Here is a 22,405-nt window from a genome sequence, read left to right on the forward strand (position 1 = left end):
TGGAGTCCTCCCTCTGGGTTGGTCTTCGACCTTATGTCCGACTCAATATCGTTAACGTTAACGTTCGTCAATGTCCCTTGCGATCCAAGGAAGTTCCCCGTATTCAATGATCGGAATGCCTGCCCTCGTGAGAGACGAGCGAGATTGTCTGTTAACGATAACACTCCGAAGCCCCCGCCTCGCGGCGCCACCCTGGCGGATGTGGCGGCTGCGGCCGACGTCTCGACCATGACAGCGTCGCGGGTGATGAACGGCCGCGGCGGCGCCAGCGAGGAGACCCGGGCCCGGGTGCTGGCGGCGGCGGCGCGCCTGGCCTATCGGCCCAACACCTTCGCCAAGGGGCTGAAGGGCGACCGCTCCTACACCGTCGGCATCGTGGTGCCGGACATCGGCAACCCGTTCTTCCCGGAGATCATCAAGGGCGCCGAACTGGCGGCGCGGGCCCGCGGCTTCACCTTGCTGACCTGCAATGTGGTCGAGGACCCGGAGCGCGAGGCGGAGGTGCTGGCGACGCTGCTGGACCGCCGGGTCGACGGCGTCATCGTCTGCAGCGCCCGGCTCGAGGACAAGCGGCTGCAGCAGGCGATCGAGCCGCACCGGGCAGCGGTGCTGATCAACCGGCCGATGCCGCGCCGCATCGCCGGGACGATCGAGATCGACTTCCGCACCGGCCTGGCCGCCGCCACCCGCCTGCTGATCGGCCGCGGCCGCCGCCGCATCGCCTATATCGGCGGCCCGGCGGCCTCCTACAGCGGCCGGATGCGCCGCGCCGGCATCCTCGACGCGCTGACGGAGCATGGGCTGGCGTTGGCGGCAGAGGAGACGGCGGCGCCCGACCTGGAGGGCGGCATCGCCGCCGCCCGGCGCCTGTCCGACAGCGGCGCCGAGATCGACGCGGTGATCTGCTACAACGACCTGATCGCGATCGGCGCCCTGTCGGTGATCCGCGAGGCCGGGCTGGCCGTGCCGGGCGACGTCGCCGTGCTGGGTTGCGACGACATCCTGCCGGCCCGGCTGGTGAACCCGCCGCTGTCGACCCTGCATGTCGCCAAGCAGGATCTGGGCGACGCCGCCATGCGCATGCTGATCGACCGGATCGAAGGCCGCAGCCTGCAGCATTCGATCGTGATCGAGCCCGAGCTGATCGAACGCGCCACGACGTAAGAGCAGGCCATGCCGGCCGTGCTCATATTGCCTCTCCCGCCTGGCGGGAGAGGTCGGACGTCCGCAGGACGGCCGGGGTCTTCTCGAAGGCCCGCAGCGACATCGGCCGAAAGCGAAATGAGTCCTCCCTCCGCTTGCGGAGGGGGGACTAAAAGGGAGCGGATGGCGCCTATTCTGAAAACGTACCGCAAGCGGGAGAGGCAATCTCTCCCGGCATTCTTCAACAGTCTCTGAGGGCTACGCCCCGTCCGGATCAGCGAGGGTGCGATCGAGCGCGTCGACCAGGATCTCGGCGTGCTCGCGGGCGAAGACCAGCGGCGGGCGCAGCTTCAGCACATTGCCGTGCCGGCCGCAGCTGCTGACCAGCACCCGCCGCCGGCGCAGCCCGTTCACCACGCGCGCCGCCAGCGCGCCGTCCGGCTCGCGCGTCGCCCGGTCCCGCACCAGCTCGACCCCGAGGAACAGCCCGGCGCCTCGGACATCGCCGATGGCGAGGTGGCGGGCCGCCAGGTCCTGCAGCGCCTGGCGCAGGACCGCGCCGGTGTCGCGGGCATTGGTGACCAGCCCCTCGCCCTCGATCACGTCGAGCACCGCCATGCCGACCGCGGCCGAGACCGGGTTGCCGCCGAAGGTGTTGAAGTAGCGGGTCCGCCGGCCGAACTCCGCCAGCACCTCCGGCCGCGCCGCCATGCCGGCGATCGGGTGGCCGTCGCCCATCGGCTTGCCCATAGTGACCATGTCCGGGACGAGTCCGTGCCGGGCGAAGCCCCACATGCCGCCGGTGCGGCCGAAGCCGGGCTGCACCTCGTCGGCAATGACCAGACCGCCGACCGCCCGCATCGCCGCCGCGGCCGGGGCCAGGACGCCGGGCGGGTCGGCGAAGACCCCGTCGCTGGAGAAGATGGTGTCGACCAGCAGCGCCGCAGGCACGATGCCGTGCCGGCGCATGTCCTCGATCGCGGCGGTCACCCGGGCAGCGAAGGCCTGTGCGGCATCGCCCGGCTCGCGATAGGCGTCGGGCGGCGCGACCAGGCGGACATGGTCGCCGATCCGGACCGCGCTGCCGAGCGAGGGCGACATCTCCGCCAGCGCCACGGTGACGCCGTGATAGGCCCAGTCGGTGACGATGACGCCGGTGCCGCCGGTAACGGTGCGCGCCACCCGCAGGGCCAGGTCGTTGGCCTCGCTGCCGGTGCAGGTGAACATCACATGGCCGATCTCCGGCGGGAAGGTCGCCAAGAGGCGCTCGGCATAGTCGAGCACGCCCTCCGAGAGATAGCGGGTGTGGGTGTTCAGCACCGCCGCCTGCCGCGCCAGCGCGGCGACGACATGCGGGTGGCAGTGCCCGACCGAGGCGACGTTGTTGTAGGCGTCGAGATAGCGGTCGCCCGCGGCGTCGGTCAGCCAGACGCCCTCGCCGCGCACGACATGCAGCGGCTCGTCGTAGAACAGGCGGTAGGCTGGGCCCAGCAGCCGGTCGCGGCGGGCGCGCAGGGCGGCGGTGCGGTCGTCAGGCATCGGCGGACTCCTCGCGGCAGATCCGGTGCAGACGGTCGGCGGCCATCTGCCGGTCGAGACCGGCCAGGCGCTGCAGCCGCGCCCAGGCCGTCCGGTTGTTGCGCAGGATGTAGTCCCGGTTCTCCGGATTGCGGCGGGCGCGCCACGCGCCGATGACCACGATCATCACCAGCCGGGTCGCCATCAGGTCGCAGAGCAGGCCGATCTCCTCCGGCCGCAACGGCAGCGCGGCGTGATAGCCGGCGATCAGCTCGCCGGCCGGGCCCAGCGGGTCTTCGCCGTCGGAGAGGTGATAGGCGGCGGCGACGGCGACATCGGTGGCCAGCACGGTCCGCACCGCGTCGCCGAAATCGATGATGCCTGCGATCGTATCGGGATCGGCGGGGTCGACCAGGATGTTGCTCGGATTGGCGTCGGCATGAATCACCTGCCGGCGCAGCCCCGGCAGGACCGGGGCGACGGCGTCGTCGAACCGGTCGAGGCCGGCTTCGGCCAAGGCCCGGCTGTCCGCATCCTCGATCTCGCCCAGCAGTCCGCGCAGCCGGGCCGCGCCGGCCATGTCCCAGATCAGCTCGTGCTCGTCCGCCGGATGGCGGAATCCGGCGAGTGCCCTGCCGAGGCGGCCGAGGCTTTCGCCGATCCGCCGGCGCTGGCGCGGCGAGCGCGCCGCGACCGCCGCCAGCGGCGTCCCGTCCAGGAAGGACAGCAGCCGGGCGACCAGCGGGCCGCCGGCGCCGATCTCGATCTCCGTCGCCCCCTCGGGCGTCCGCAGGATGCGCGGCGCCGGCAGCTCCGGATCCGCCCGCTCCAGATGCAGCAGCAGCTCGGTCTGGAAGTTGGTGACCTGGCGGTCCTCGGCCGGATCGGCGATCTTGAGCAGCACGCGCCGCCCGGCCGCGGTCTCGATCCGGAAGTTCTGGTCGCGCTCGCTGCTCAGGGCCTCGGCCCGCCCCTCGATCCCCCAGCGGGCGCGGACCAGCCGCCCGGCCTCGTCCGGCGAGAGACGAATGTCCGTCATCAGTTGGAGAAGCCGTCGAAGAAGCGCGTCAGCAGCCGGCCGAGGAAGTCGACGGCATAGCCGCCCTCCTGGATGATCGCCGCCGGCTTGCCCAGCGCCCGGATCTTCTCGCCGGCCCGGGCGAAGCCGTCCTCGGTCACCTGCAGCGCCGCCAGCGGCTCGTCCTTCGAGGCGTCGAAGCCGAGGCTGACCACGACGGCGTCGACCCCGGCCCGGCCGACCGCCGCGACCGCCTGGTCGACCGCGGCGAGCCAGCCCGCGTCGCCGGTGCCGAGGGCGAGCGGCAGGTTGAGGTTGGCCCCCTCCCCCGCCCCGCCCCCGGTCTCGCCTTCATGGCCGACATACCAGGGGTAATAGCGGTTCGGGTCGCCATGGACCGAGGCGACGAAGACGTCCGCCCGGTCCCAGAAGATGCCCTGGGTGCCGTTGCCGTGATGGGCGTCGATGTCGAGCACGGCGACGCGCGTGGCGCCGCGGTCGCGCAGCCGCTGCGCCGCCAGCGCCGCGTTGTTCAGGTAGCAGTGGCCGCCGGCCCGGGCCGCATAGGTGTGGTGGCCGGGCGGCCGCGCCAGCGCGTAGGCGGCGCGGCCGGATGCCGCCTCATCGGCCGCGGCGACGGCGCAGGCGGCTGCGGCGACCGACGCCGTCCAGGTCTGCGGCCCGATCGGGCAGGAGGTGTCGGCGGTGTACCAGCCGAGCTTGCCGACGATGGTGCCGGACGGCCTGGCGCCCTGGGCCAGCATCTCCGGGCTCGGATGGATGTTCGGCACCAGCTCGGGCCCGTGATCGGGCAGCGCCGACCACTCCGCCCAGGCCTGCTCCAGGAAGTCGAGATAGTCCGGCGCATGGACCGACTGCAGCACGGCGCGGTCGACCGCCGGCGGCTCGACCACCTCGAGCCTCATCTCGCGCACCGCGGCCAGCAGCGCCTCGGCCCGAGCCGGCACCTCGAAGTTGCGGCGCAGCTGCCCGCGCTGCAGGAAGAACTGCGGCGCATGGCTGCGCTGGATGTCGTTCCAGAAGACCTTCATTGGATCGTCCCATTCGTCGAAGAGCGGCGGGCCGGCCTCGACCGCCCTGGCGTCACTGATGTATGATGCATCATCGAGACCCTTCGCACCATCCCCGCCGCATGGACAGCACGACACCCCCGACGACCGAGAGACCCCGCCCGGTGCCGGGCCTGGATGCGATCGACCACGAGAACCTTGGCGACATCGTCTACGCCAAGCTGAGCGCGGCGCTGATGGAAGGCGCGCTGCGGCCGGGGGAGCGGCTGCGGATCCGCGACCTGGCGCAGCAGATGGGCACCAGCGTCACCCCGGTGCGCGACGCCATCCTGCGGCTGGTGCAGGAGCAGGTGCTGATCCTGCGCAGCCTGCGCGACATCCGCGTGCCGTCGCTGACACTGGAGCAGTATCTCGAGATCCGCGACATCCGGATCGAGCTGGAGGGGCTGGCGGCGGAGCGGGCCGCGGCGCGGGCGACGGCGAAGGACCTGAAGCTGCTGGAGCGGCTGATCCGCCAGAACGAGTCCGCGATCCGCAAGGGCGACACCGCCGCCGCCATCGCCCTGAACGAGCAGTTCCATTTGGCGCTGCCGGCGATCGCCGGGCTGCCGACCCTGGCCGGCATCCTGAAGCCGCTGTGGATGCGGATGGGGCCGCTGATCTCCGAGCTGTACGAGGCCGGCGGCCGGTCGATGATCGAGCATCACTATCCGGTGCTGGAGGCGGTCCGCGCCGGCGACGGCCCGGCGGCGCGGCAGGCGATCGCGCAGGACATCCTGAGGGGCGGCGAGGTCATCCTGCAGCGCAAGCTGCTGGAGGCCGGGGATTCGGCTCATGCGGATGGCTCGAAGTCCTGACTCTCGACATATTCGAATCGTCATGGCGAGGAGCGCAGCGACGTGGCCATCCAGGGGCCGGTGCGAGCGGCCCTGGATGGCCACGTCGCTGCGCTCCTCGCCATGACGGGTCAATATTTCGGGCCGCCGCCTCACGACCAGTAGGGCGGTTTCTGGTCCTCGACCAGGACCAGCGCGGCCTTCCATCCCTTCTCGCAATGCTCCAGCGTGGCGCCGCGGCGGAACTGCTCGGCGGTGTGCAGGCGCACCTCCTCCGGCGGCAGCACCAGCTCCGCCCCGCCGGCCAGGGCCTGGATCTGGGCCTGGCAGGCGCGCTCCAGATAGTAGATCTGGTTGAACGCCTCCGGGATGCTGCGCCCGGCCACCAGGAGCCCGTGGTTGCGCAGGATCATCGCCTGGCGGTCGCCGAGGTCGCGCACCAGCCGGTCGCGCTCGTCGAGGTCGAGGGCGATGCCCTCATAGCCGTGATAGGCCAGCCGGCCATAGAATTTCAGCGCGTGCTGGCTGATCGGCAGCAGGCCCTGCTTCTGCGCCGAGACGGCGATGCCGGCGGCGGTGTGGGTGTGGATGACGCAGACCAGATCGTGCCGGGCGGCGTGGATCGCCGAATGGATGGTGAAGCCGGCGGCGTTCACCTCCTGGTCCATCGTCGCATCGGCCCCGCCGACCACTCGGCCTTCCAGGTCGATCTTCACCAAATCGCTGGCGCGCATGCGCTCGAACAGCACGCCGTAGCGGTTGATCAGGAAATGATCCTCCGGCCCCGGCACCCGGGCGCTGATATGGGTGTAGATCAGGTCGGTCATCCGGAAATGCGCGACCAGCCGGTACAAAGCCGCCAGGTCGCAGCGTGTCGTCCACTCCTCCTCGCTCATGCCGGGCGGCACTGCCGTCATGTGTCCGTCCATGCGGGCCTCCTCTCAATAGCCTCGTCCGCGTTCGACCAGCCCGATCAGAGGCTGTCGTTCGTTCACGCGGCGCCAGTTCTCCGCCGCCTGGCGGGCGATGTCGCGCCGGTCGGTGCGCGACGCCATATGCGGCGTCACCACCACCGCCGGATGCTGCCAGGCGGCATGGTCGGGCGGCAGCGGCTCGATCTCGAAAACGTCGAGCACGGCGCCGCGCAGATGCCCCGCGTCGAGCAGGCCGAGCAGGTCGTCCAGCACCAGCTGCTCGCCGCGGCCGACATTGACGAAGGCGGCGCCGGGCTTCATGCGCGACAGCACACCGCGGTCGAACAGGCGCCGCGTGTCGGCCGTCAGCGGCAGTATCGACACCACCACGTCGCAGGCTTCGATGCAGGGCACCAGCCCCTCCGGCCCGGCGAAGCACTCCACGCCCTCGACCTGCTTCGGGCTGCGCGACCAGCCGCGCACCCGGTAGCCGAGGTCGCGCAGGGCCGCGGCGACGCCGAGGCCGATGGCGCCGAGCCCCAGCACCCCGACCGTCCAGTCCCCGGCCGGGACCGGCGCCCGCGCCTGCCACAGCCGCTGCTCGCGCTGGCGGGCGGCGAGGTCGAAGTCGCGGTGGAAGTACAGCACCGACCACAGGACGTATTCCCGGATCCCCGCCGCCATGGCGCCGTCGATCATCCGGCACAACGGCCGGTCGGGCAGGTCCGGGTCGGCGGTGATGTGGTCGATTCCCGCGCCGATCGAATGGATCAGCCGCAGCCGCGGCATGCCGGCCAGGATGCCCGCCGGCGGCCGCCAGCAGATCGCGATCTCCACCGACTCCGGATCGACATCCGGCCACAGCCGGACATCGGCGCCCGGCAGGGCGGCTTGCATCGGCTCGACCAGATAGCCGAGGTCGAGGGTGGTCGAGAGCAGAAGGACCGTGGGTGCGCTCACGCTGCCGGCTCCATCGCCAAAGCCGGCGGCGTCCAGTGGCGCCCGGGGATGCTGTCCAGCAGCTCGCGCGTGTAGTCATGGGCCGGGGCGGCGAAGACCGCGGCGATGTCGCCCTGCTCCACGATCTCGCCGCGGCGCATCACCGCGACCCGGTCGCAGATCTGGGCCGCGACGCGGAGGTCGTGGGTGATGAACAGCATCGACAGGCCGAGCCGCCGGCGCAGGTCGCGCAGCAGGTCCAGCACCTGGGCCTGGACCGAGACGTCGAGGGCCGAGACCGGCTCGTCCGCGATCAGCAGCTCCGGCTTCATCGCCAGGGCCCGGGCGATGCCGATGCGCTGGCGCTGGCCGCCGGAGAATTCGTGCGGGTAGCGGCCGGCGGCGGCGCGGTCCAGCCGCACCAGGTCGAGCAGGTCCAGCGCCTCCGCCTCGGCCCGGGCCCGCGGCACGCCATGGGCGATCGGGCCTTCGCTGATGATCTCGCCCACCCGCCGCCGCGGGTTGAGCGAGGCGAAGGGGTCCTGGAACACCATCTGGATGCGCTTGCGATAGGGCTGCCAGCCGGACCGCGACAGGGGGCGCAGATCGGCGCCGTCGAACACGATGCTGCCGTCATCCGGCCGCACCAGCCGGACCAGCGTCCGCGCCAGGGTCGACTTGCCCGAGCCGCTCTCGCCGACCAGGCCCAGCGTCTCGCCGCGCCGGATCTCAATCGTGGCGCCGTCGATCGCCATCGTCGCCGGCCGCCGGAACAGACCATGCGACCGGTAGGTCTTGCGGATGCCGCGCGCCGCGACCAGGACGTCCGATCCGGCGGCCGCGCCACCCGGCGCCTGCCCCTCGAAGCGGGGCACGGCGCGGATCAGGGCCCGGGTGTAGGGGTGAGCGGGCGCGTTCAGCACCTCCTGCGCCGTCCCCGCCTCGACGATGCGGCCGTGCTGCATCACCGCGACCCGGTCGGCGATCTCGGCCACCACGCCGAAATCATGGGTGATGAAGATCACCCCCATGCCGCGCCGGCGCTGGATCGACTTGATCAGCCGCAGGATCTGCATCTGGGTGGTGACGTCGAGCGCCGTGGTCGGCTCGTCCGCCACCAGCATCGCCGGCTCCAGCGCCAGGGCGATCGCGATCATCACCCGCTGGCGCTGCCCGCCGGACAGCTGGTGCGGGTAGGACCGGGCGATCCGCGCCGGGTCGGGCAGGCCGACCGCCGCGATCAGCTCGGCCACGCGGTTGCCGGGTCGCACACCGTGCACCTGCAGCACCTCGGCGATCTGGTCGGCGACGCGCATCAGCGGGTTCAGCGCCGTCATCGGCTCCTGGAAGATCATGCCGATGCGGGCGCCGCGCAGGGCGCGCAACTGCTCCGGCTGCATCGCCAGCAGGTCCCGCCCCTCGAACAGGATGCGGCCGGACCGGACCGGCAGCTGCTTCGGCAAGAGGCCGGTGACCGCGGCGGTCGAGACCGACTTGCCGGACCCGCTCTCGCCGACGATGCACAGGATCTCGCCGGCCGCCAGGGTCAGCGAGACGTCGGACACGGCATCCGGCCGGTCGCCGCCCGGCGGCAGGGCGACGGTGAGGCCGGTGATCTCGAGCAGGCTCATCCCCGCCTCCGCGCCAGGCGCGGGTTCAGGGCGTCGCTGAGCCCCTCGCCCACCAGGTTGAGCGACAGCACGGTCAGGAAGATCGCGACGCCGGGGAAGACGCTCATCCACCAGGCCAGGCGGATGACGCTGCGCCCGCTGCCGATCATGAAGCCCCAGGACATCAGGTTCGGGTCGCCGAGGCCGAGGAAGGACAGCGAGGATTCGAGCAGGATCGCGGTGGCCACCATCAGGCTGGCCAGCACCACCACCGAGGAGGCGACGTTCGGCAGGATCTCGCGCAGGATGATGGCGGCGTGCGATCGGCCCAGCACCTCCGCCGCCTGGACGAATTCGCGACTGCGCAGCGACAGGCATTCGGCCCGCACCACCCGCGCCACCGGCGGCCAGGAGACGACGGCGATCGCGATGACGATCGAACCCAGGCTGGGCGTCAGGATCGCCACCACGACGATGGCCAGGACGAAGCCGGGCACGGTCTGGAAGATCTCTGTGAAGCGCATGATCAGATCGTCGATCCGCCCGCCGGCATAGCCGGCGAGCGCGCCGAGCAGCACGCCGATGCCGACGGCCGCGAGGGTCGAGACCACGCCGATCAGCATCGAGACCGAGGCGCCGTAGGCGATGCCGGCGGCCACGTCGCGCCCGAGCGAGTCGGTGCCGAGCAGGAACTGGTCCTCGCCCGGCGGGGTGAAGGGCGCGCCCTGCATGTCCCAGGGCGAGAACGGGAACAGCACCGGCGCGAGCGCGGCGAGGAGGCCGAGCGCGATCAGGAGGAGGAGGCCGATGACGGCGCCCTTGTGGCGCAGGAAAGCCCGGGCCATCACACCGCCTCCACGCGGGGGTCGATCACGAGGTACAACAGGTCGGTCAGCAGGTTGAACAGCACCACCAGCACCGAGGTGCAGAGGAAGACGCCGAGCAGCAGCTGGTAGTCGCGGGCCATCAGCGCGTCGAAGGCCAGCCGGCCGATGCCGGGCCAGGCGAAGACGGTCTCGACCAGCACGGCACCGCCGACCAGCTGGCCCGCCTGGATGCCGGCGAGGGTGACGATCGGCAGCAAGGCGTTGCGCAGCACGTGCCGGCGCAGGATCCGCCCTTCCGGCACGCCCTTGGCCCGGGCGGTGCGGATATGGTCCTGGTCCGCCACCTCCAGCATCGAGGCGCGGGTCATGCGGGCATAGACCGCCATGTAGAACAGGCCCAGCGTCACCGCCGGCAGGGTCAGGTACCACAGCGTGTCGAGCACCGCGGCGAGGCCGGTCAGGTCGGCGCCGACGGTCTCGCTGCCGAAGCTGGGCAGCCAGTTCAGCCAGACGCTGAACACCAGCACCAGCATCAGCCCGACCCAGAAGATCGGCGTGGCGTAGAAGCACAGGGCGACGACCGTGACCACGCTGTCGAGCCAGCGCCCGGCATGGCGCGCCGCGACCACGCCCGCGACCACGCCGGCCAGCAGCGCCAGCAGGAAGGCGGTGCCGGTCAGGAGCAGCGTCGCCGGCAGCCGTTCCAGGATCAGCGAGGCGACGCTGCGCTGCTGCGGGTAGGAAAAGCCGAGATCGAGCTGCGCCACATGGCCGAGATAGATGCCGAGCTGGGTGATCAGCGGCTTGTCCAGGCCGAATTGCTGCCGCAGCTGGTCGATCAGCTGCTGGTCCGCCGCCCCGGACTGGCCGGCGATGACGCTGGCCGGGTCGCCGGGGGCGGCGTGGATCAGCAGGAAGCTGACCACCGCGACCGCCAGCACGACCAGCACCATCTTGACCAGACGCCGGCCGAGCAGGAGCAGGAGCCGCGCCATGGTCAGGCGATGAAGACGTCGTCGAAACAGGCGTGCACGCCGGTTCCGGTGGTGATCAAATTGGTCACCCGGCGGTCATGGATGGTCGGGAAGCTCATCTCCATCAGCCAGACCACTGGCACCTCTTCGGTCAGGAGCTTCTGCACGTCGGTGAAGGCCTGTTTCCGCACCTCCGGGTCGCCGGACAGGCGTGCCGTCTCGAACAGCTTGTCGACCGCCGGGTTGGAATAGCCCTCGGTGTTGGCGAAGGTCACCTTCTTGATGTTGCTGCTGACATAGGTGCGCTCGACCCCCAGAGTCGGGTCGCCGTACTGGTAGACGAAGTTGATCGCGGTCTCGTAGTCCCATTCGCCGACCCGCTTGGCCCAGCTGCCGGCGTCGGTCGTCTCCAGCACCACCTGGATGCCGATCTTGCCGAGCGAGGCGCGGATGTATTCCGACAGGCGCGACCAGATCTCGCCATAGGGGATGGCGAGGTGCTTGATGGTGAAGCGGATGCCGTTGGCGTCGGGCTTCAGCCCGGCATCGTCCAGCAGCTTCGCCGCCGCCTCGAGATCATAGGCCTGCAGCTTGGCGTCGGGGTCGTGGTAGCGGGTGGCTGACGCGATCGGGCTGGTCGCCGGCTTGCCGACGCCGAACCACAGCCGCTTGACGATGAAGTCGCGGTCGAGCGCGTGGCTGATCGCCTGGCGCACCCGGACATCGTCGAGCGGCTTCACCCGGTTGTTGAGGTCGAGCCACATCAGCGGCGCGAAGTACTCCCAGCCCGTGGTCTCGACCATCACGGTCGGCAGCTGCTGGAACCGCGGCACGTCGAACGGCTCGATGTCGTTGAACTGGGTCATCTGGACCTGGCCGGTCTCCAACGCCAGGGCCCGGCTCTGGCTGTCCGGCACGATCCGGTAGATGATCTGGTCGAGATAGGGCTGCCCCGGCTTCCAGTAATCGGCGAACTTCTTCAGCCGGATGAAGCTGCCGCGCTGCCAGGCGTCGAAGGCGAAGGGCCCGGTGCCGACCGGATGCTGGTTCGCCGGGTTGTTGCGGTAGTCGGTGCCGTCATAGAGGTGCTTCGGCACGATCGCGCAGGTGGTGACGTCGAACATCAGCAGGAACGGCTCGAACGGCGAATCGAGCGTCAGCTTGACGGTCTGCGGGTCCGGCGCCTCTGACGCCTTGATCTTCTGGAACACGCCGCGGGCGCGGGGCGCCAACTCCATGTGGAACTTCATGATCGAGAAGATCACGTCGTCGGCCGTCATCGGCTTGCCGTCGTGGAACTTCACGTTGGGTTGCAGATGGAAGGTGTAGGTCAGCTTGTCGTCCGACAGCTCCCAGCTCTTGGCCAGGGCCGGCCGGGGCGTCAGGTCGGGGGCGTAGCTGATCAGCCCCTGATAGATCTTGCTGGAGACGATCAGCGTCGGCCCCTGGTTGTTCACGCCGGGGACCAGGAGCGGCGGTTCCGGCGTGATCACGGTGGTCAGCGTGCCGCCGGCCTTGGGCGCCACGCCCTGGGCCCGGGCCTCGGCGAGGCTCAGGAGCGAGAACGCCCCGGCGGTGGCGAGCAGATGCCGCCGCGTCAGACCATGGATGTCCATTCTTCGATCGCCTCCCGTGCTGCTGGCCGGCCGGTCAGGTCCCGCCGCCCGAGATCCGGCTTCTGCAAATCCCGTGCCATCTGGCGCATCATGTTTGATGCATCATAATCCGGCGTCAAGAGCCATGGCGAGCCGTCGGCGATCGGGCCGGCTGGATCGATCCGGGGCGGATTGCCCAGGATTTGATCAAGCCGGCCCTGGCAGGCACTGGCGGAGAAGGCGGGTCAGGCCGGCGGCCTGCGGGCGCGGTCGATGGCGGCGATCACCGCCTCCGGATCGCCGGCCAGATTGGCCAGGATCAGCACCAGCCGGGCGTTCAACGCCGCGCTTTCGGCCGGGGCCAGCCCCTCATGCGCCCGCAGCAGCGCGGCGTAGATGTCGTCGCCGCGGCCCGCCAGCCGGTCGCGGCCGAGATCATGGTCGGTCATGAGCCTTCTCCCCTCGCCCGCGCCAGCGCCGTCCGCACCTCCGCCGACGAGGCGCCGGTCAGCCGGGCCGCGACATGCTGGTCCGGCCGGATCAGATACAGTGCCTCGCCGTAGCGGGCAGCGGCGAAGCCGTGCGGGTCGCGATCGGCGCCGACCCGCAGCACCGGCAGGCCCGTGCCGTCCGGCACCGCGACGCCGCCGACCGCCAGCAGGCTGAAGCCGCCACCCAGGCGGTCGAGCAGGAAGGTCTCGTCGGCCAGCCGGGCATCCGGGCACACAGCGCCCGGCGCCAGCAGCCCCGACACCGCCTCGGCCGGCGTCTGCAGCGACAGCCCGCCCAGGGCGCAGGGCAGCGACAGCCGCCCGGAATTGACCAGCCGGCGGGCGAAGGCGTGGTCGGCGGCGAGATCCAGCACCGCCGCGCGAAACACCCGCTCGATCTCGCTCTTCGGCGTCATGAAGCGGGTGGCGCGCGCCGAGTGCAGGATGTTCTCGTCCGCCGCCCGCACCCGCTCCTCGTCATAGCTGTCGAGCAATGTCGGCGGCGCCTCGCCCTGCAGCACCAGGGTCAGCTTCCAGGCCAGGTTGTCGGCGTCCTGGATGCCGCCATTGCCGCCGCGGGCGCCGAAGGGCGAGACCACATGGGCGGCGTCGCCCAGGAAGATCACCCGGCGGTGCACGAAGCGCTCCAGCCGGCGGCACTGGAAGCTGTAGACCGAAACCCAGTCGAGCTCGAACGGCCGGTCACCGACCATCGCCCGGATGCGCGGGATCACCCGCTCCGGCCTGCGCTCCGCCTCCGGATCGGCGTCGGGGCCGAGCTGCAGGTCGATGCGGTAGATGTCGTCCGGCTGCTTGTGCAGCAGCGCCGACTGGCCGGGATGGAAGGGCGGCTCGAACCAGAACCAGCGCTCGGACGGGAATCCCGCCTTCATCTCGACATCGGCGATCAGGAAGCGTTCCTCGAAGGCTTGGCCGATGAAGCCGAGCCGCAGGGCGCGGCGGACGGTCGAGCGCACCCCGTCGCAGGCGAGGAGGTAGTCGGCCTCGATCGCATAGCTCCCATCCGGGGTCTCGACCTGGACCCGCACGCCATCGCCGCCCGGCTCGACCCCGGTGACGCGGTTCTTCCAGCGCAGTTCGATCAGCCCGGGGAAATCGGCGCAGCGCTCCACCAGATACTGCTCGACGTAATACTGCTGCAGGTTGATGAAGGCCGGCATCTTGTGGCCGGGCTCGGGCTGCAGGTCGAAGGCATAGACCTCGCGGTCGCGGTGGAACAGCCGGCCGACCTTCCAGGTCACGCCCTTGGCCAGCATGCGCTCGCCGACCCCCAGCCGGTCGAAGATCTCCAGCGTGCGCTTGGACCAGCAGATGGCGCGGGAGCCGACCGAGACCACGTCGTTGTCGTCCAGCACCACGCTCGGCACGCCGTGCAGCGCCAGGTCGATCGCCGCCGCCAGCCCGACCGGGCCAGCGCCGACGATGGCGACCGGGTAACGCCGTCTGCCGCCGCCGGACAGCTCCGGCGGGGTGCGCGGGACGAAGCGCTGCGCGACGTATCGGGCCATGGGCCCTCCCCTGCTCGGCCGTTTGCCCAGGATGATGCGCCGGAAGGCCCGCGTCTGTCCTCAGATCTGAGGACAGCGCAGACGGCGCCGCCGGCCTATGCTGACCGGAACAACACGGGAGGACCGCCCATGACCAAGAGCTTCGCCTCGGCCGGCGACCTGGCCGAGAAGTCGATCTCCTTCACCCGGCTCGGCGACGGGCTCTACGCCTTCACCGCCGAGGGCGACCCGAACACCGGCGTGATCATCGGCGACGACAGCGTCATGGTGATCGACACCCAGGCCACGCCGGTGATGGCGCAGAAGGTGATCGAGCGCGTCCGCGGCGTCACCGACAAGCCGATCAAATATGTGGTGCTGAGCCACTACCACGCGGTGCGGGTGCTCGGCGCCTCGGCCTATGGCGCCAGCGAGATCATCGCCTCGGAGACCTGCCGGGCGATGATCCATGAGCGCGGCCAGGAGGACTGGGACTCGGAGTTCGGCCGCTTCCCCCGGCTGTTCCAGGCGGCGGAGTCGATCCCCGGCCTGACCTGGCCGACGGTGACCTTCAAGGACCGCATGACCCTTCATCTCGGCCGCCGCCGGGTCGACCTCTTGCATCTCGGCCGCGCCCACACCGCCGGCGACATCGTCGCCTGGGTGCCGGATGCCGGGGTGATGTTCTCCGGCGACATCGTCGAATACCGCTCGGCCTGCTATTGCGGCGACGCGCATTTCGGCGACTGGCCGCGGACGCTGGACGCCATCGCGGCGCTGCGGCCGGAGGCGCTGTCGCCCGGCCGCGGCGATGCCCTGGTCGGCGCCGCCAAGGTGGCCGAGGCGATCGAGCTGACCCGCGACTTCCTGGCCAGCACCTACCGGCCGGTCGCCCGGGTCGCGGCGCGCGGCGGCTCGCTGAAGGAGGCCTGGGATGCCTGCCGCGCCGCCTGCGATGCGAAATTCGCGAGCTACGCGATCTACGAGCACTGCCTGCCCTTCAACGTCGCCCGCGCCTATGACGAGGCGCTGGGCATCGACACGCCGAGGATCTGGACCGCCGCGCGGGACCGGGAGATGTGGGCCGCGCTGCAGGGCTAGCCGGCGCTATGCTACGCTCCGCGCCGAAGGCGGGGGCAGGCCCCCGCGAGGGAGGAGCGATGGAGCGGATCGGAGCGCCGGACGCACCTTGGGCGGCGGATGCCGATCTCCAGGCCGGCATCGTCGATGTGCTGGGCACGCCGGAATTCGGGCCGGCGGTGCTGCACGCACTCGGCGCCATGGCCGGGGTGGAGGAGATCTTCGCCTTCCGCCGGACCGATGACGGCGCCCTGCCCGCGGTGATCCTGTCCGCCGGTGCCGGGTCGCAGGCGGGCGGCCGGGCCGAGGCCTATCGCCGCCACTATTTCCGCTTCGACCCGCTGAACGCCGTCTTTCAGGCCGCCGACCGCGGCGGCCTCTGCCTGCGGGTGCGGCCGGACGACATCGCCGACCGCGACTACCGCCGCGACTGCTACGCCCGGCCGGGCTTCGTCGAGAAGCTGTCGATCCTGCGCCCCGGCCGCGGCGGCTGGACCACGCTCAGCCTGTTCCGCCATGGCGGCAGCGGCGCCTTTTCCGCCGGCGAGGCACAGGACCTCCGCGCCTTCGGCCGGCTGCTGCTGCCGCTGATCGAGGCGCATGGCCGGGCCTTCGGCGCCGACCGGCCGCCGCCCGGCTCGGCCGTGGCGGTCGAGGCGCGGCTGCGCGGCCTGTGCCCGGCGCTGACGGAACGCGAGCGCGCGGTCTGCGCCCGCACGGTGATCGGCATGACCGCCGAGGGCATCGGCCTCGACCTCGGCATCCGGCCGACCAGCGTGCTGACCTATCGCCGCCGGGCCTATGAGCGCCTGGGCATCAGCACCGCCCTGCAGCTCGCCGCCCGGCTGTTCCACTAGAGCAGGAAGTCGCCGGCCGTCAGGGCGTGGTCGGAGCTGACGTTGATGGCGAAGTCCGAGACCTTGTCGCCGTTGACGTCGACATAGACCACCTGGACCGAGCCCGACGCCACCACCCGCAGCTCGCCGGCATGGCGGGTGTAGTCGCCGGTGCCGAAGGTGAAGGCGGTGTCGCCGTTGCTGGAGTTGCCGTCCGCGTCGATCGCCGACAGGTCGATCTTGTCGCCGGTCGCAAAATCCCGGATCGCATCCTTGCCCAAGCCGGAGACCGCGCTGTCGGACAGGGCGGTGTAGACGAAGCGGTCGGCGCCGACGCCGCCCTTGAGCGCATCGCCGCCGCCGCCGCCGTTGAGCACGTCGCCGCCGCCCATGCCCCACAGGGTGTTGGCATTGGCGTCGCCGGTCAGCGTGTCGGCGAAGCCCGAGCCCAGCACCTGCTCGATGCCGCTGAGCGTGTCGCCCGCGGCGTCGCCGCCGGACATCGCGCCGGTCGCCAGGTTCACCGACACGCCGGCGGCGGAGCCGGCGTAGCTGGCGGTATCGATGCCGATGCCGCCGATCAGCGTGTCGGATCCCGCCGCCCCTTCGAGCGTGTCGTTGCCGTCGCCGCCGTCGAGCTGGTCGTCGCCGGTGCCGCCATAGAGGTTGTCATGGCCGGCCTCGCCGAAGACCTGGTCGTTGCCGGTGCCGGCATCGACGCTATCGTTGCCGATGCCGCCATGGATGGTGTCGACGCCGTCGCCACCGACCAGCCGGTCGGCGCCGTCGCCGCCGGAGAGCGCGTCATTGCCGGCCTCGCCGGAAAGGGCATCGTCACCGCCGTTGCCGACGATGGTGTCGTTGCCGAGTTCGCCGCCGATGATGTTGCGGGCGTTGCTGCCAGTCAGCTGGTCGGCGTTGCTCGACCCGTACAGGTTCTCGATGTTGCTCAGCGTGTCGCCCTGGGCGTCACCGCCCGAGGCCGCGCCGGTCAGCAGGTTGACCGACACCGCCGCCGCCGAGCCCTGGAAGTTGGCGAAGTCCGAGCCGGCGCCGCCGTCGAGGACATCGGTCCCTGCACTGCCGCGGAGCGTGTCGTCGCCGACGCCGCCGCTCAACGCATTGGAGCCGCCGTCGCCGATCAGCTTGTCGGCCAGGGCCGAGCCGGTGACGTTCTCGATGAAGAACAGCGTGTCGCCCTGGGCATCGCCGCCCGTGCCCGTGCCGGCCGCGAGGTTGATCGTCACGCCGGCGGACGAGGTGCTGTAATCCGCCGTATCCACCCCATCGCCACCACCGATCCGGTCGGCCCCGGCGCCGCCGCGGATCACATCGTCGCCAGCATCGCCACGCAGGTCGTTGGCCCCGGCATCGCCGATCAGCGTGTCGTTGAAGGCCGAGCCGGTGACGTTCTCGATGCCCGTCAGCGTATCGCCCTGGGCGTCGCTGCCGGTGCCGGTGCCCGCCGCGAGATTGATCGTCACTCCGGCGGCGGAACTGCCGTAGGTCGCGGTGTCGATGCCGGCGCCGCCCAGCAGGATGTCCGCGCCGCCACGCCCGGCCAGCACGTCGTCGCCGGCGCCGCCGTCGAGGGTGTTGGCCCCGGCATCGCCGTTCATGGCGTCGGCGAAGGCCGAGCCGGTGAGGTTCTCGATGCCGCTGTAGGTGTCGCCCGCGGCGTCGCCGCCCAGGCCCTGGCCGTTGGTCAGGTTGGCGTTGATCCCGGCGGTCGAGGTGTTGAAGAACACCGTGTCGATGCCGGCGCCGCCGACGAAGCTGTCGGCGCCTTGATGGCCGTTGAACTGGTCGTTGCCGGCGCCGCCGGTCAGGGCATTGGCCCCGGCATCGCCGATCAGGATATCGTCGAAGGCCGAGCCGACCAGGTTCTCGATGCCGGTCAGCGTGTCGCCCGCGGCATCGCCGAACGAGGCGGTGTGCAGGTTGAGGTCGATCCGGACGCCGACGGCCGAGCTGTCGTAAAAGACGGTGTCGATGCCCGCCCCGCCATCGATGGCGTCGGCGCCGCTGCCGGCGTTGATCAGGTCGTTGCCGTTGCCGCCGCTGACGACATCGTTCCCCGCGCCGGAGCGGATCGTGTCGTCACCGTCGGCCCCCGTCAGCACATTGGCGCCGGTGTCGCCGTCCAGGGTGTCGTTGAAGTTCGAGCCGTAGACATTCTCGATCCCGGTGAGGACGTCGCCCTGGGCGTCGCTGCCCGTGCCGGTGCCGGTGACCAGGTTGACCTGCACGGCCCCGGCTGAGGCGTCGTAATAGACGATGTCGATGCCGGCGCCGCCGTCGAGATTATCGGCGCCGCCATAGCCGCTGAACGCGTCATTGCCGGCCGCGCCGATAAGGGCATTGGTCCCGCTATTGCCGGTCAAGGTATCGTTGAAGTTCGAGCCGTAGAGGTTCTCGATCCCGGTATAGGTGTCGCCCGCGGCATCGCTGAACGCGCCCAGGCCGGTGGTCAGGTTGGCGGCCACGCCGCCGGCCGAGGTGTCGTAGGAGACGATATCGAAACCGGCGCCGCCGTCGAAGGCATCGGCGCCGCCATTGCCGGTGAGCGTGTCAGTGCCGTCGCCCCCGGACAGGCTGTTGGCACCGGCGTTGCCGATCAGGACGTCGTTGGCGGCCGTGCCGACGACGTTCTCGACATTCTGGTACGTGTCGCCCTGGGCGTCACCGCCGGAGCCCTGGCCGGTGGCGAGGTTCACGGTCACCGCCACGGCGGCGTAAAAGACCGTGTCGATGCCGGCGCCGCCGTTGATGGCGTCGGCGCCGCCATAGCTGGCGATGTTGTCGTTGCCGCCGCCGCCGTCGATGACATTGGCCCCGTTGTCGCCGCGCAGGGTGTCGGCGAAGGCCGAGCCGGTCAGGTTCTCGATGCTCTGCAGCACGTCGCCCTGGGCGTCGCCGCCCGCAAAGAAGCCGGCCTTCAGGTCGGCGGTGACCCCGGCGGCGGAGAAGGCATAGCTCGCCGTGTCGCTGCCGTTGCCGCCCCGCAGGGTGTCGCCGCCGACCAGGCCGTCGAGTACGTCGTTGCCTTCACCGCCTTCGAGGATGTTGTTCACGGCGTTGCCGTACAGGGTGTCGGCGAAGTTCGAGCCGCTGAGGTACTCCATGTTGGCGAAGGTGTCGCCCTCGGCCCAGCCCCCGACGCCGACGCCTTGCAGGTTGGCGAGGACCCCGGCGGTGGACCCGATATAGGTCACCCCGTCGGCGCCGGCGCGGCCGTCGAAGAAGTTGACCGCGGCGCTGACGCTGAAGAGATCGTCGGAGGTCGAGCCGAGCACGTTCTCGATGCCGATCAGCGTGTCGCCCTGCGCATGGCCGCCGGACGCGGCGCCGGTGGCCACATTGACGATGACCCCGGCGTTGGAGTTCTCGTAGGAAGCGATGTCGCTGCCGGTGCCGCCGTCCAGGATATCGCCCAGCGCCCCACCCTGGAGAAAGTCGTTGCCGGCGCCGCCGCTCAGCGTGTCGGTGCCGGTGGTGCCGATGACGTTGAGGAAGTCGTCACCGAGCAGGACGTCGTTCCCATCGCCACCGTTGAGCGTGTCGTTGCCGCCCAATCCGCCCAGGGTGGAGCCGGCCGTGGCGGCGGTCAGGACGTCGTTGAAACCGGTGGCGATGATATTTTCGAAGTTGGAGAAGGTGGTGCCAGCGGCCCCGCCGCCGCCGATGCCGGTGGCCACGTTGATGATCACGGCCGAGGACGCGGTGCGGCAGTCGAGGAAGTCTCCGTTGGCGCCGCCGTTCAGCACGTCAGTCCCGCCGCTGATCTGGATGATGTCGATGCCGGCGCCGCCGTCGATGGTGTTGTTCCCGGCATCGCCCAGCAGGATGTCGTTGAAGGCGGATCCGATGATGGCCTCGAAGCCGGTCATGGTGTCGCCCACCGCTTCGCCGCCGAAGGCGGCGCCGTTCAGGTTCACCCACACGCCGGCGGTGGCGTTGGCGAAGGTGAGCGTGTCGAACCCCGCGCCGCCGTCCAGGATGTCGGCGCCCAGGCCGCCGGAGATCGTGTCGTTGCCGCCCAGGCCCGAGAGCGTGTCGTTGCCGTCGCCGCCATTGATGATGTCGATGCCGTCGGGGTTGGCCGGGTTGCCCGGATCGGTCCCGGTGAGGCTGTCGTTGCCGGCGGTGCCGTTGAGGGTCTGGGTCACGGAACGTCCTCCACTGTCGGTCGGCGCGCCCTTTTGGGGGAGCGTCCGAATGAGCCCTGCTGGCCGGGCAGGCACGCGATAGGAAGGATTTAGCAGGGATGTCGCATATTCCGTTAGGTCCAGATCGGACAAACCATGGGTCCAGATGCGGCTTCGATGAGTCCAGATGGGACCTATCGATGAGTCCAGATTGCGCCAAGGGATAAAATACGATCTTATGCAATCGAGGGTTGGTGGCGCGGGAGGGGGCGCGTGGCGGCCGACGACATCCTGTGGCGGCAATTGCTGATGCTGTCGCGCCGGCCCGACCTGACGCTGCAGGCGCAGCTGCGCGGCGCCATCGCCCAGGCGGTGCTGGACCGGCGGCTGCCGCCGGGGGCCGAACTGCCCTCGTCGCGCCGGCTGGCGGAGATCCTCGGGATCAGCCGCAACACCGTGATCCAGGCCTATGACCAGCTGACCCAGGAAGGCTTCATCGCGGCGCGCAGCCGGTCGCGGCACATGGTCGACCCGGCGGCGCTGGAGAATGCGGCACGGGCGGCCGGGGTGCGGTCCGATGCGCCGGTGCGGCGGCCGGACTGGACCGGGCGGCTGACCAGCCGCCCCTCCCGCACCCGGCACGTGATGAAGCCGGTCGACTGGTACAATTACCGCTTCCCCTTCGTCTACGGCCAGCCCGACCCGACGCTGTTCCCGATCACGGAATGGCGCGAGGTGGTGCAGCTGTCGCTGCGCTCGGTCGCCATCCGCGACTGGGCCGGCGACCGCGTCGACGCCGACGACCCGCTGCTGGTCGAGCAGTTGCAGAAGCGGGTGCTGCCGCGCCGCGGCATCTGGGTGTCGCCGGAGCAGATCCTGGTCACGATCGGGGCGCAGCAGGCGCTGTACCTCGCCGCCTCGCTGCTGCTGGGGCCGGAGCGGACGGCCGGGATCGAGCAGCCGGGCTATCCCGACATCCGCAACCTGTGCCGGCAGTTCGGCGCGCGCATCCTGCCCCTGCCGATGGATCATCACGGTCTGAAGCTGAGCGGCAGCCTGGCCGAATGCGACATGCTGTTCGTGCAGCCGAGCCACCAGAACCCGACCACCGTGACCATGCCGCTGGCCCGCCGGCAGGAGCTGTTGCAGGCGGCGTCGGTGCACGACCTGGTGATCGTCGAGGACGATTACGACAGCGAGCTGACCTTCGTCGGCGAGGCCACTCCGGCGCTCAAGGCGCTCGATCGCGACGACCGGGTGATCTATGTCGGCAGCGTGTCCAAGACCCTGGCCCCGGGGCTGCGGCTGGGCTATGTGGTGGCGGCGCCGGAGTTCATCGCCGAGGCGCGGGCGATGCGGCGGCTGACGGCGCGGCACCCGCCGGCCAACAACCAGCGCGCCGTGGCGCTGTTCCTGCAGCTCGGCCACCACGATGCCGCGATCAAACGGCTGATCGCCGCCTATCGCGAACGCGCCGCCGCGATCGGCGAAGGCTTGCGCACCCATCTGCCGGAGTTCGAGTTCCGGCCGCCGGCCGGCGGGTCCGCCCTGTGGGCCGAGGGGCCGGCCAACGTGTCGATGAACGCGGTTGCCGCCGCCGGGGCGCCGCAGGGGCTGCTGCTGGACCCCGGGGCGGTGTTCTTCGACCATCCGCTGCCGCCGGAGAACTTTTTGCGCTTGGGCTATTCCTCGATCCCGGTCGACCGCATCGACCCCGGCATCCAACTGCTGGCCCGGCTGGTCCGGGCCGAGCGCCACGGCGCCCTGCGGGCCAGAGTGGGGTGACAGCGGCGGTGGAAGGTAGCCTCTCCCGCTTGCCAAACCTTTTCGGAATCCAGCCACCCGACTCGACCTATGCCTTTAATCCTCCCCCTCCCCTTGCGGGAGGGGGCTAGGGGGAGGGGTCTGCGCGCGGCGGCGCGCATGGGCAGTGAACA

General features: G+C 70.7%; 17 protein-coding genes. 5 read left to right on the top strand and 12 right to left on the bottom strand.

The window, feature by feature from the left end; genetic code table 11:
• Positions 1 to 144 precede the first annotated feature (144 nt).
• Positions 145 to 1,164 (top strand): LacI family DNA-binding transcriptional regulator, encoded by a 1,020-nt coding sequence (locus AAHM41_RS04865; protein ID WP_342235389.1) that lies wholly within the window; start codon positions 145 to 147, stop codon positions 1,162 to 1,164.
• Positions 1,165 to 1,401: 237 nt separating this feature from the next.
• Here AAHM41_RS04865 and AAHM41_RS04870 read toward each other — a convergent pair whose 3' ends face one another.
• The 3 genes from AAHM41_RS04870 to AAHM41_RS04880 are packed head-to-tail and all read right to left on the bottom strand — an operon-like array spanning position 1,402 to position 4,731.
• Positions 1,402 to 2,682, bottom strand: coding sequence for an aspartate aminotransferase family protein (locus tag AAHM41_RS04870; protein WP_342235390.1), 1,281 nt, complete (start codon positions 2,680 to 2,682; stop codon positions 1,402 to 1,404).
• Positions 2,675 to 3,700 (bottom strand): phosphotransferase, encoded by a 1,026-nt coding sequence (locus tag AAHM41_RS04875; RefSeq protein WP_342235391.1) that lies wholly within the window; start codon positions 3,698 to 3,700, stop codon positions 2,675 to 2,677. Before AAHM41_RS04875 ends, AAHM41_RS04870 begins: the two co-directional genes overlap by 8 nt.
• On the bottom strand, positions 3,700 to 4,731 hold the full coding sequence (locus AAHM41_RS04880) for a histone deacetylase family protein (protein WP_342235392.1): 1,032 nt from the start codon (positions 4,729 to 4,731) through the stop codon (positions 3,700 to 3,702). Before AAHM41_RS04880 ends, AAHM41_RS04875 begins: the two co-directional genes overlap by 1 nt.
• Before the next feature lie 143 nt (positions 4,732 to 4,874).
• Between AAHM41_RS04880 and AAHM41_RS04885 the strand changes: the two genes are divergently transcribed.
• Positions 4,875 to 5,567, top strand: coding sequence for a GntR family transcriptional regulator (locus AAHM41_RS04885; RefSeq protein ID WP_342235393.1), 693 nt, complete (start codon positions 4,875 to 4,877; stop codon positions 5,565 to 5,567).
• Positions 5,568 to 5,698: 131 nt separating this feature from the next.
• On the opposite strand, the gene AAHM41_RS04890 is transcribed toward AAHM41_RS04885, so the two are convergent.
• The 8 genes from AAHM41_RS04890 to AAHM41_RS04925 all read right to left on the bottom strand — a co-directional run bounded on the left by AAHM41_RS04890 (position 5,699) and on the right by AAHM41_RS04925 (position 14,425).
• A complete protein-coding gene (locus AAHM41_RS04890) occupies positions 5,699 to 6,475 on the bottom strand; it encodes a class II aldolase/adducin family protein (RefSeq protein ID WP_342235394.1) in 777 nt (258 codons plus the stop codon).
• A 12-nt stretch (positions 6,476 to 6,487) separates the two neighbouring features.
• Positions 6,488 to 7,420 carry a 2-hydroxyacid dehydrogenase gene (locus AAHM41_RS04895; protein WP_342235395.1) on the bottom strand — a complete coding sequence of 311 codons (933 nt, stop codon included), beginning with the start codon at positions 7,418 to 7,420 and terminating at the stop codon, positions 6,488 to 6,490.
• Positions 7,417 to 9,030, bottom strand: coding sequence for an ABC transporter ATP-binding protein (locus AAHM41_RS04900; RefSeq protein ID WP_342235396.1), 1,614 nt, complete (start codon positions 9,028 to 9,030; stop codon positions 7,417 to 7,419). Before AAHM41_RS04900 ends, AAHM41_RS04895 begins: the two co-directional genes overlap by 4 nt.
• Positions 9,027 to 9,854 (bottom strand): ABC transporter permease, encoded by an 828-nt coding sequence (locus AAHM41_RS04905; RefSeq protein ID WP_342235397.1) that lies wholly within the window; start codon positions 9,852 to 9,854, stop codon positions 9,027 to 9,029. Before AAHM41_RS04905 ends, AAHM41_RS04900 begins: the two co-directional genes overlap by 4 nt.
• Positions 9,854 to 10,831 (bottom strand): ABC transporter permease, encoded by a 978-nt coding sequence (locus tag AAHM41_RS04910; RefSeq protein ID WP_342235398.1) that lies wholly within the window; start codon positions 10,829 to 10,831, stop codon positions 9,854 to 9,856. Before AAHM41_RS04910 ends, AAHM41_RS04905 begins: the two co-directional genes overlap by 1 nt.
• Before the next feature lie 2 nt (positions 10,832 to 10,833).
• Positions 10,834 to 12,426, bottom strand: coding sequence for an ABC transporter substrate-binding protein (locus AAHM41_RS04915; RefSeq protein WP_342235399.1), 1,593 nt, complete (start codon positions 12,424 to 12,426; stop codon positions 10,834 to 10,836).
• Positions 12,427 to 12,650: 224 nt separating this feature from the next.
• Positions 12,651 to 12,854 (bottom strand): DUF2783 domain-containing protein, encoded by a 204-nt coding sequence (locus AAHM41_RS04920; RefSeq protein ID WP_342235400.1) that lies wholly within the window; start codon positions 12,852 to 12,854, stop codon positions 12,651 to 12,653.
• Entirely contained in the window at positions 12,851 to 14,425 is a 1,575-nt protein-coding gene (locus AAHM41_RS04925; protein WP_342235401.1) for an FAD-dependent oxidoreductase, read from the bottom strand. The genes AAHM41_RS04920 and AAHM41_RS04925 overlap by 4 nt, the downstream gene beginning before the upstream one ends.
• A 129-nt stretch (positions 14,426 to 14,554) precedes the next feature.
• Between AAHM41_RS04925 and AAHM41_RS04930 the strand changes: the two genes are divergently transcribed.
• Positions 14,555 to 15,505: an MBL fold metallo-hydrolase gene (locus AAHM41_RS04930; RefSeq protein WP_342235402.1), complete on the top strand. Its 951-nt coding sequence runs from the start codon at positions 14,555 to 14,557 to the stop codon at positions 15,503 to 15,505.
• Between the two features lie 59 nt (positions 15,506 to 15,564).
• The gene (locus tag AAHM41_RS04935) at positions 15,565 to 16,341 is read left to right on the top strand and encodes a helix-turn-helix transcriptional regulator (protein ID WP_342235403.1); all 777 of its coding nucleotides are present in this window, start codon (positions 15,565 to 15,567) and stop codon (positions 16,339 to 16,341) included.
• Here AAHM41_RS04935 and AAHM41_RS04940 read toward each other — a convergent pair.
• Positions 16,338 to 20,489 (bottom strand): beta strand repeat-containing protein, encoded by a 4,152-nt coding sequence (locus AAHM41_RS04940; protein WP_342235404.1) that lies wholly within the window; start codon positions 20,487 to 20,489, stop codon positions 16,338 to 16,340. The two genes, AAHM41_RS04935 and AAHM41_RS04940, sit on opposite strands and share 4 nt — an antisense overlap.
• 252 nt (positions 20,490 to 20,741) lie before the next feature.
• Between AAHM41_RS04940 and pdxR the strand changes: the two genes are divergently transcribed.
• Positions 20,742 to 22,253 carry a MocR-like pyridoxine biosynthesis transcription factor PdxR gene (pdxR, locus tag AAHM41_RS04945; RefSeq protein WP_342235405.1) on the top strand — a complete coding sequence of 504 codons (1,512 nt, stop codon included), beginning with the start codon at positions 20,742 to 20,744 and terminating at the stop codon, positions 22,251 to 22,253.
• Positions 22,254 to 22,405 lie beyond the last annotated feature (152 nt).

The sequence above is a fragment of the Inquilinus sp. OTU3971 genome (assembly GCF_038440215.1).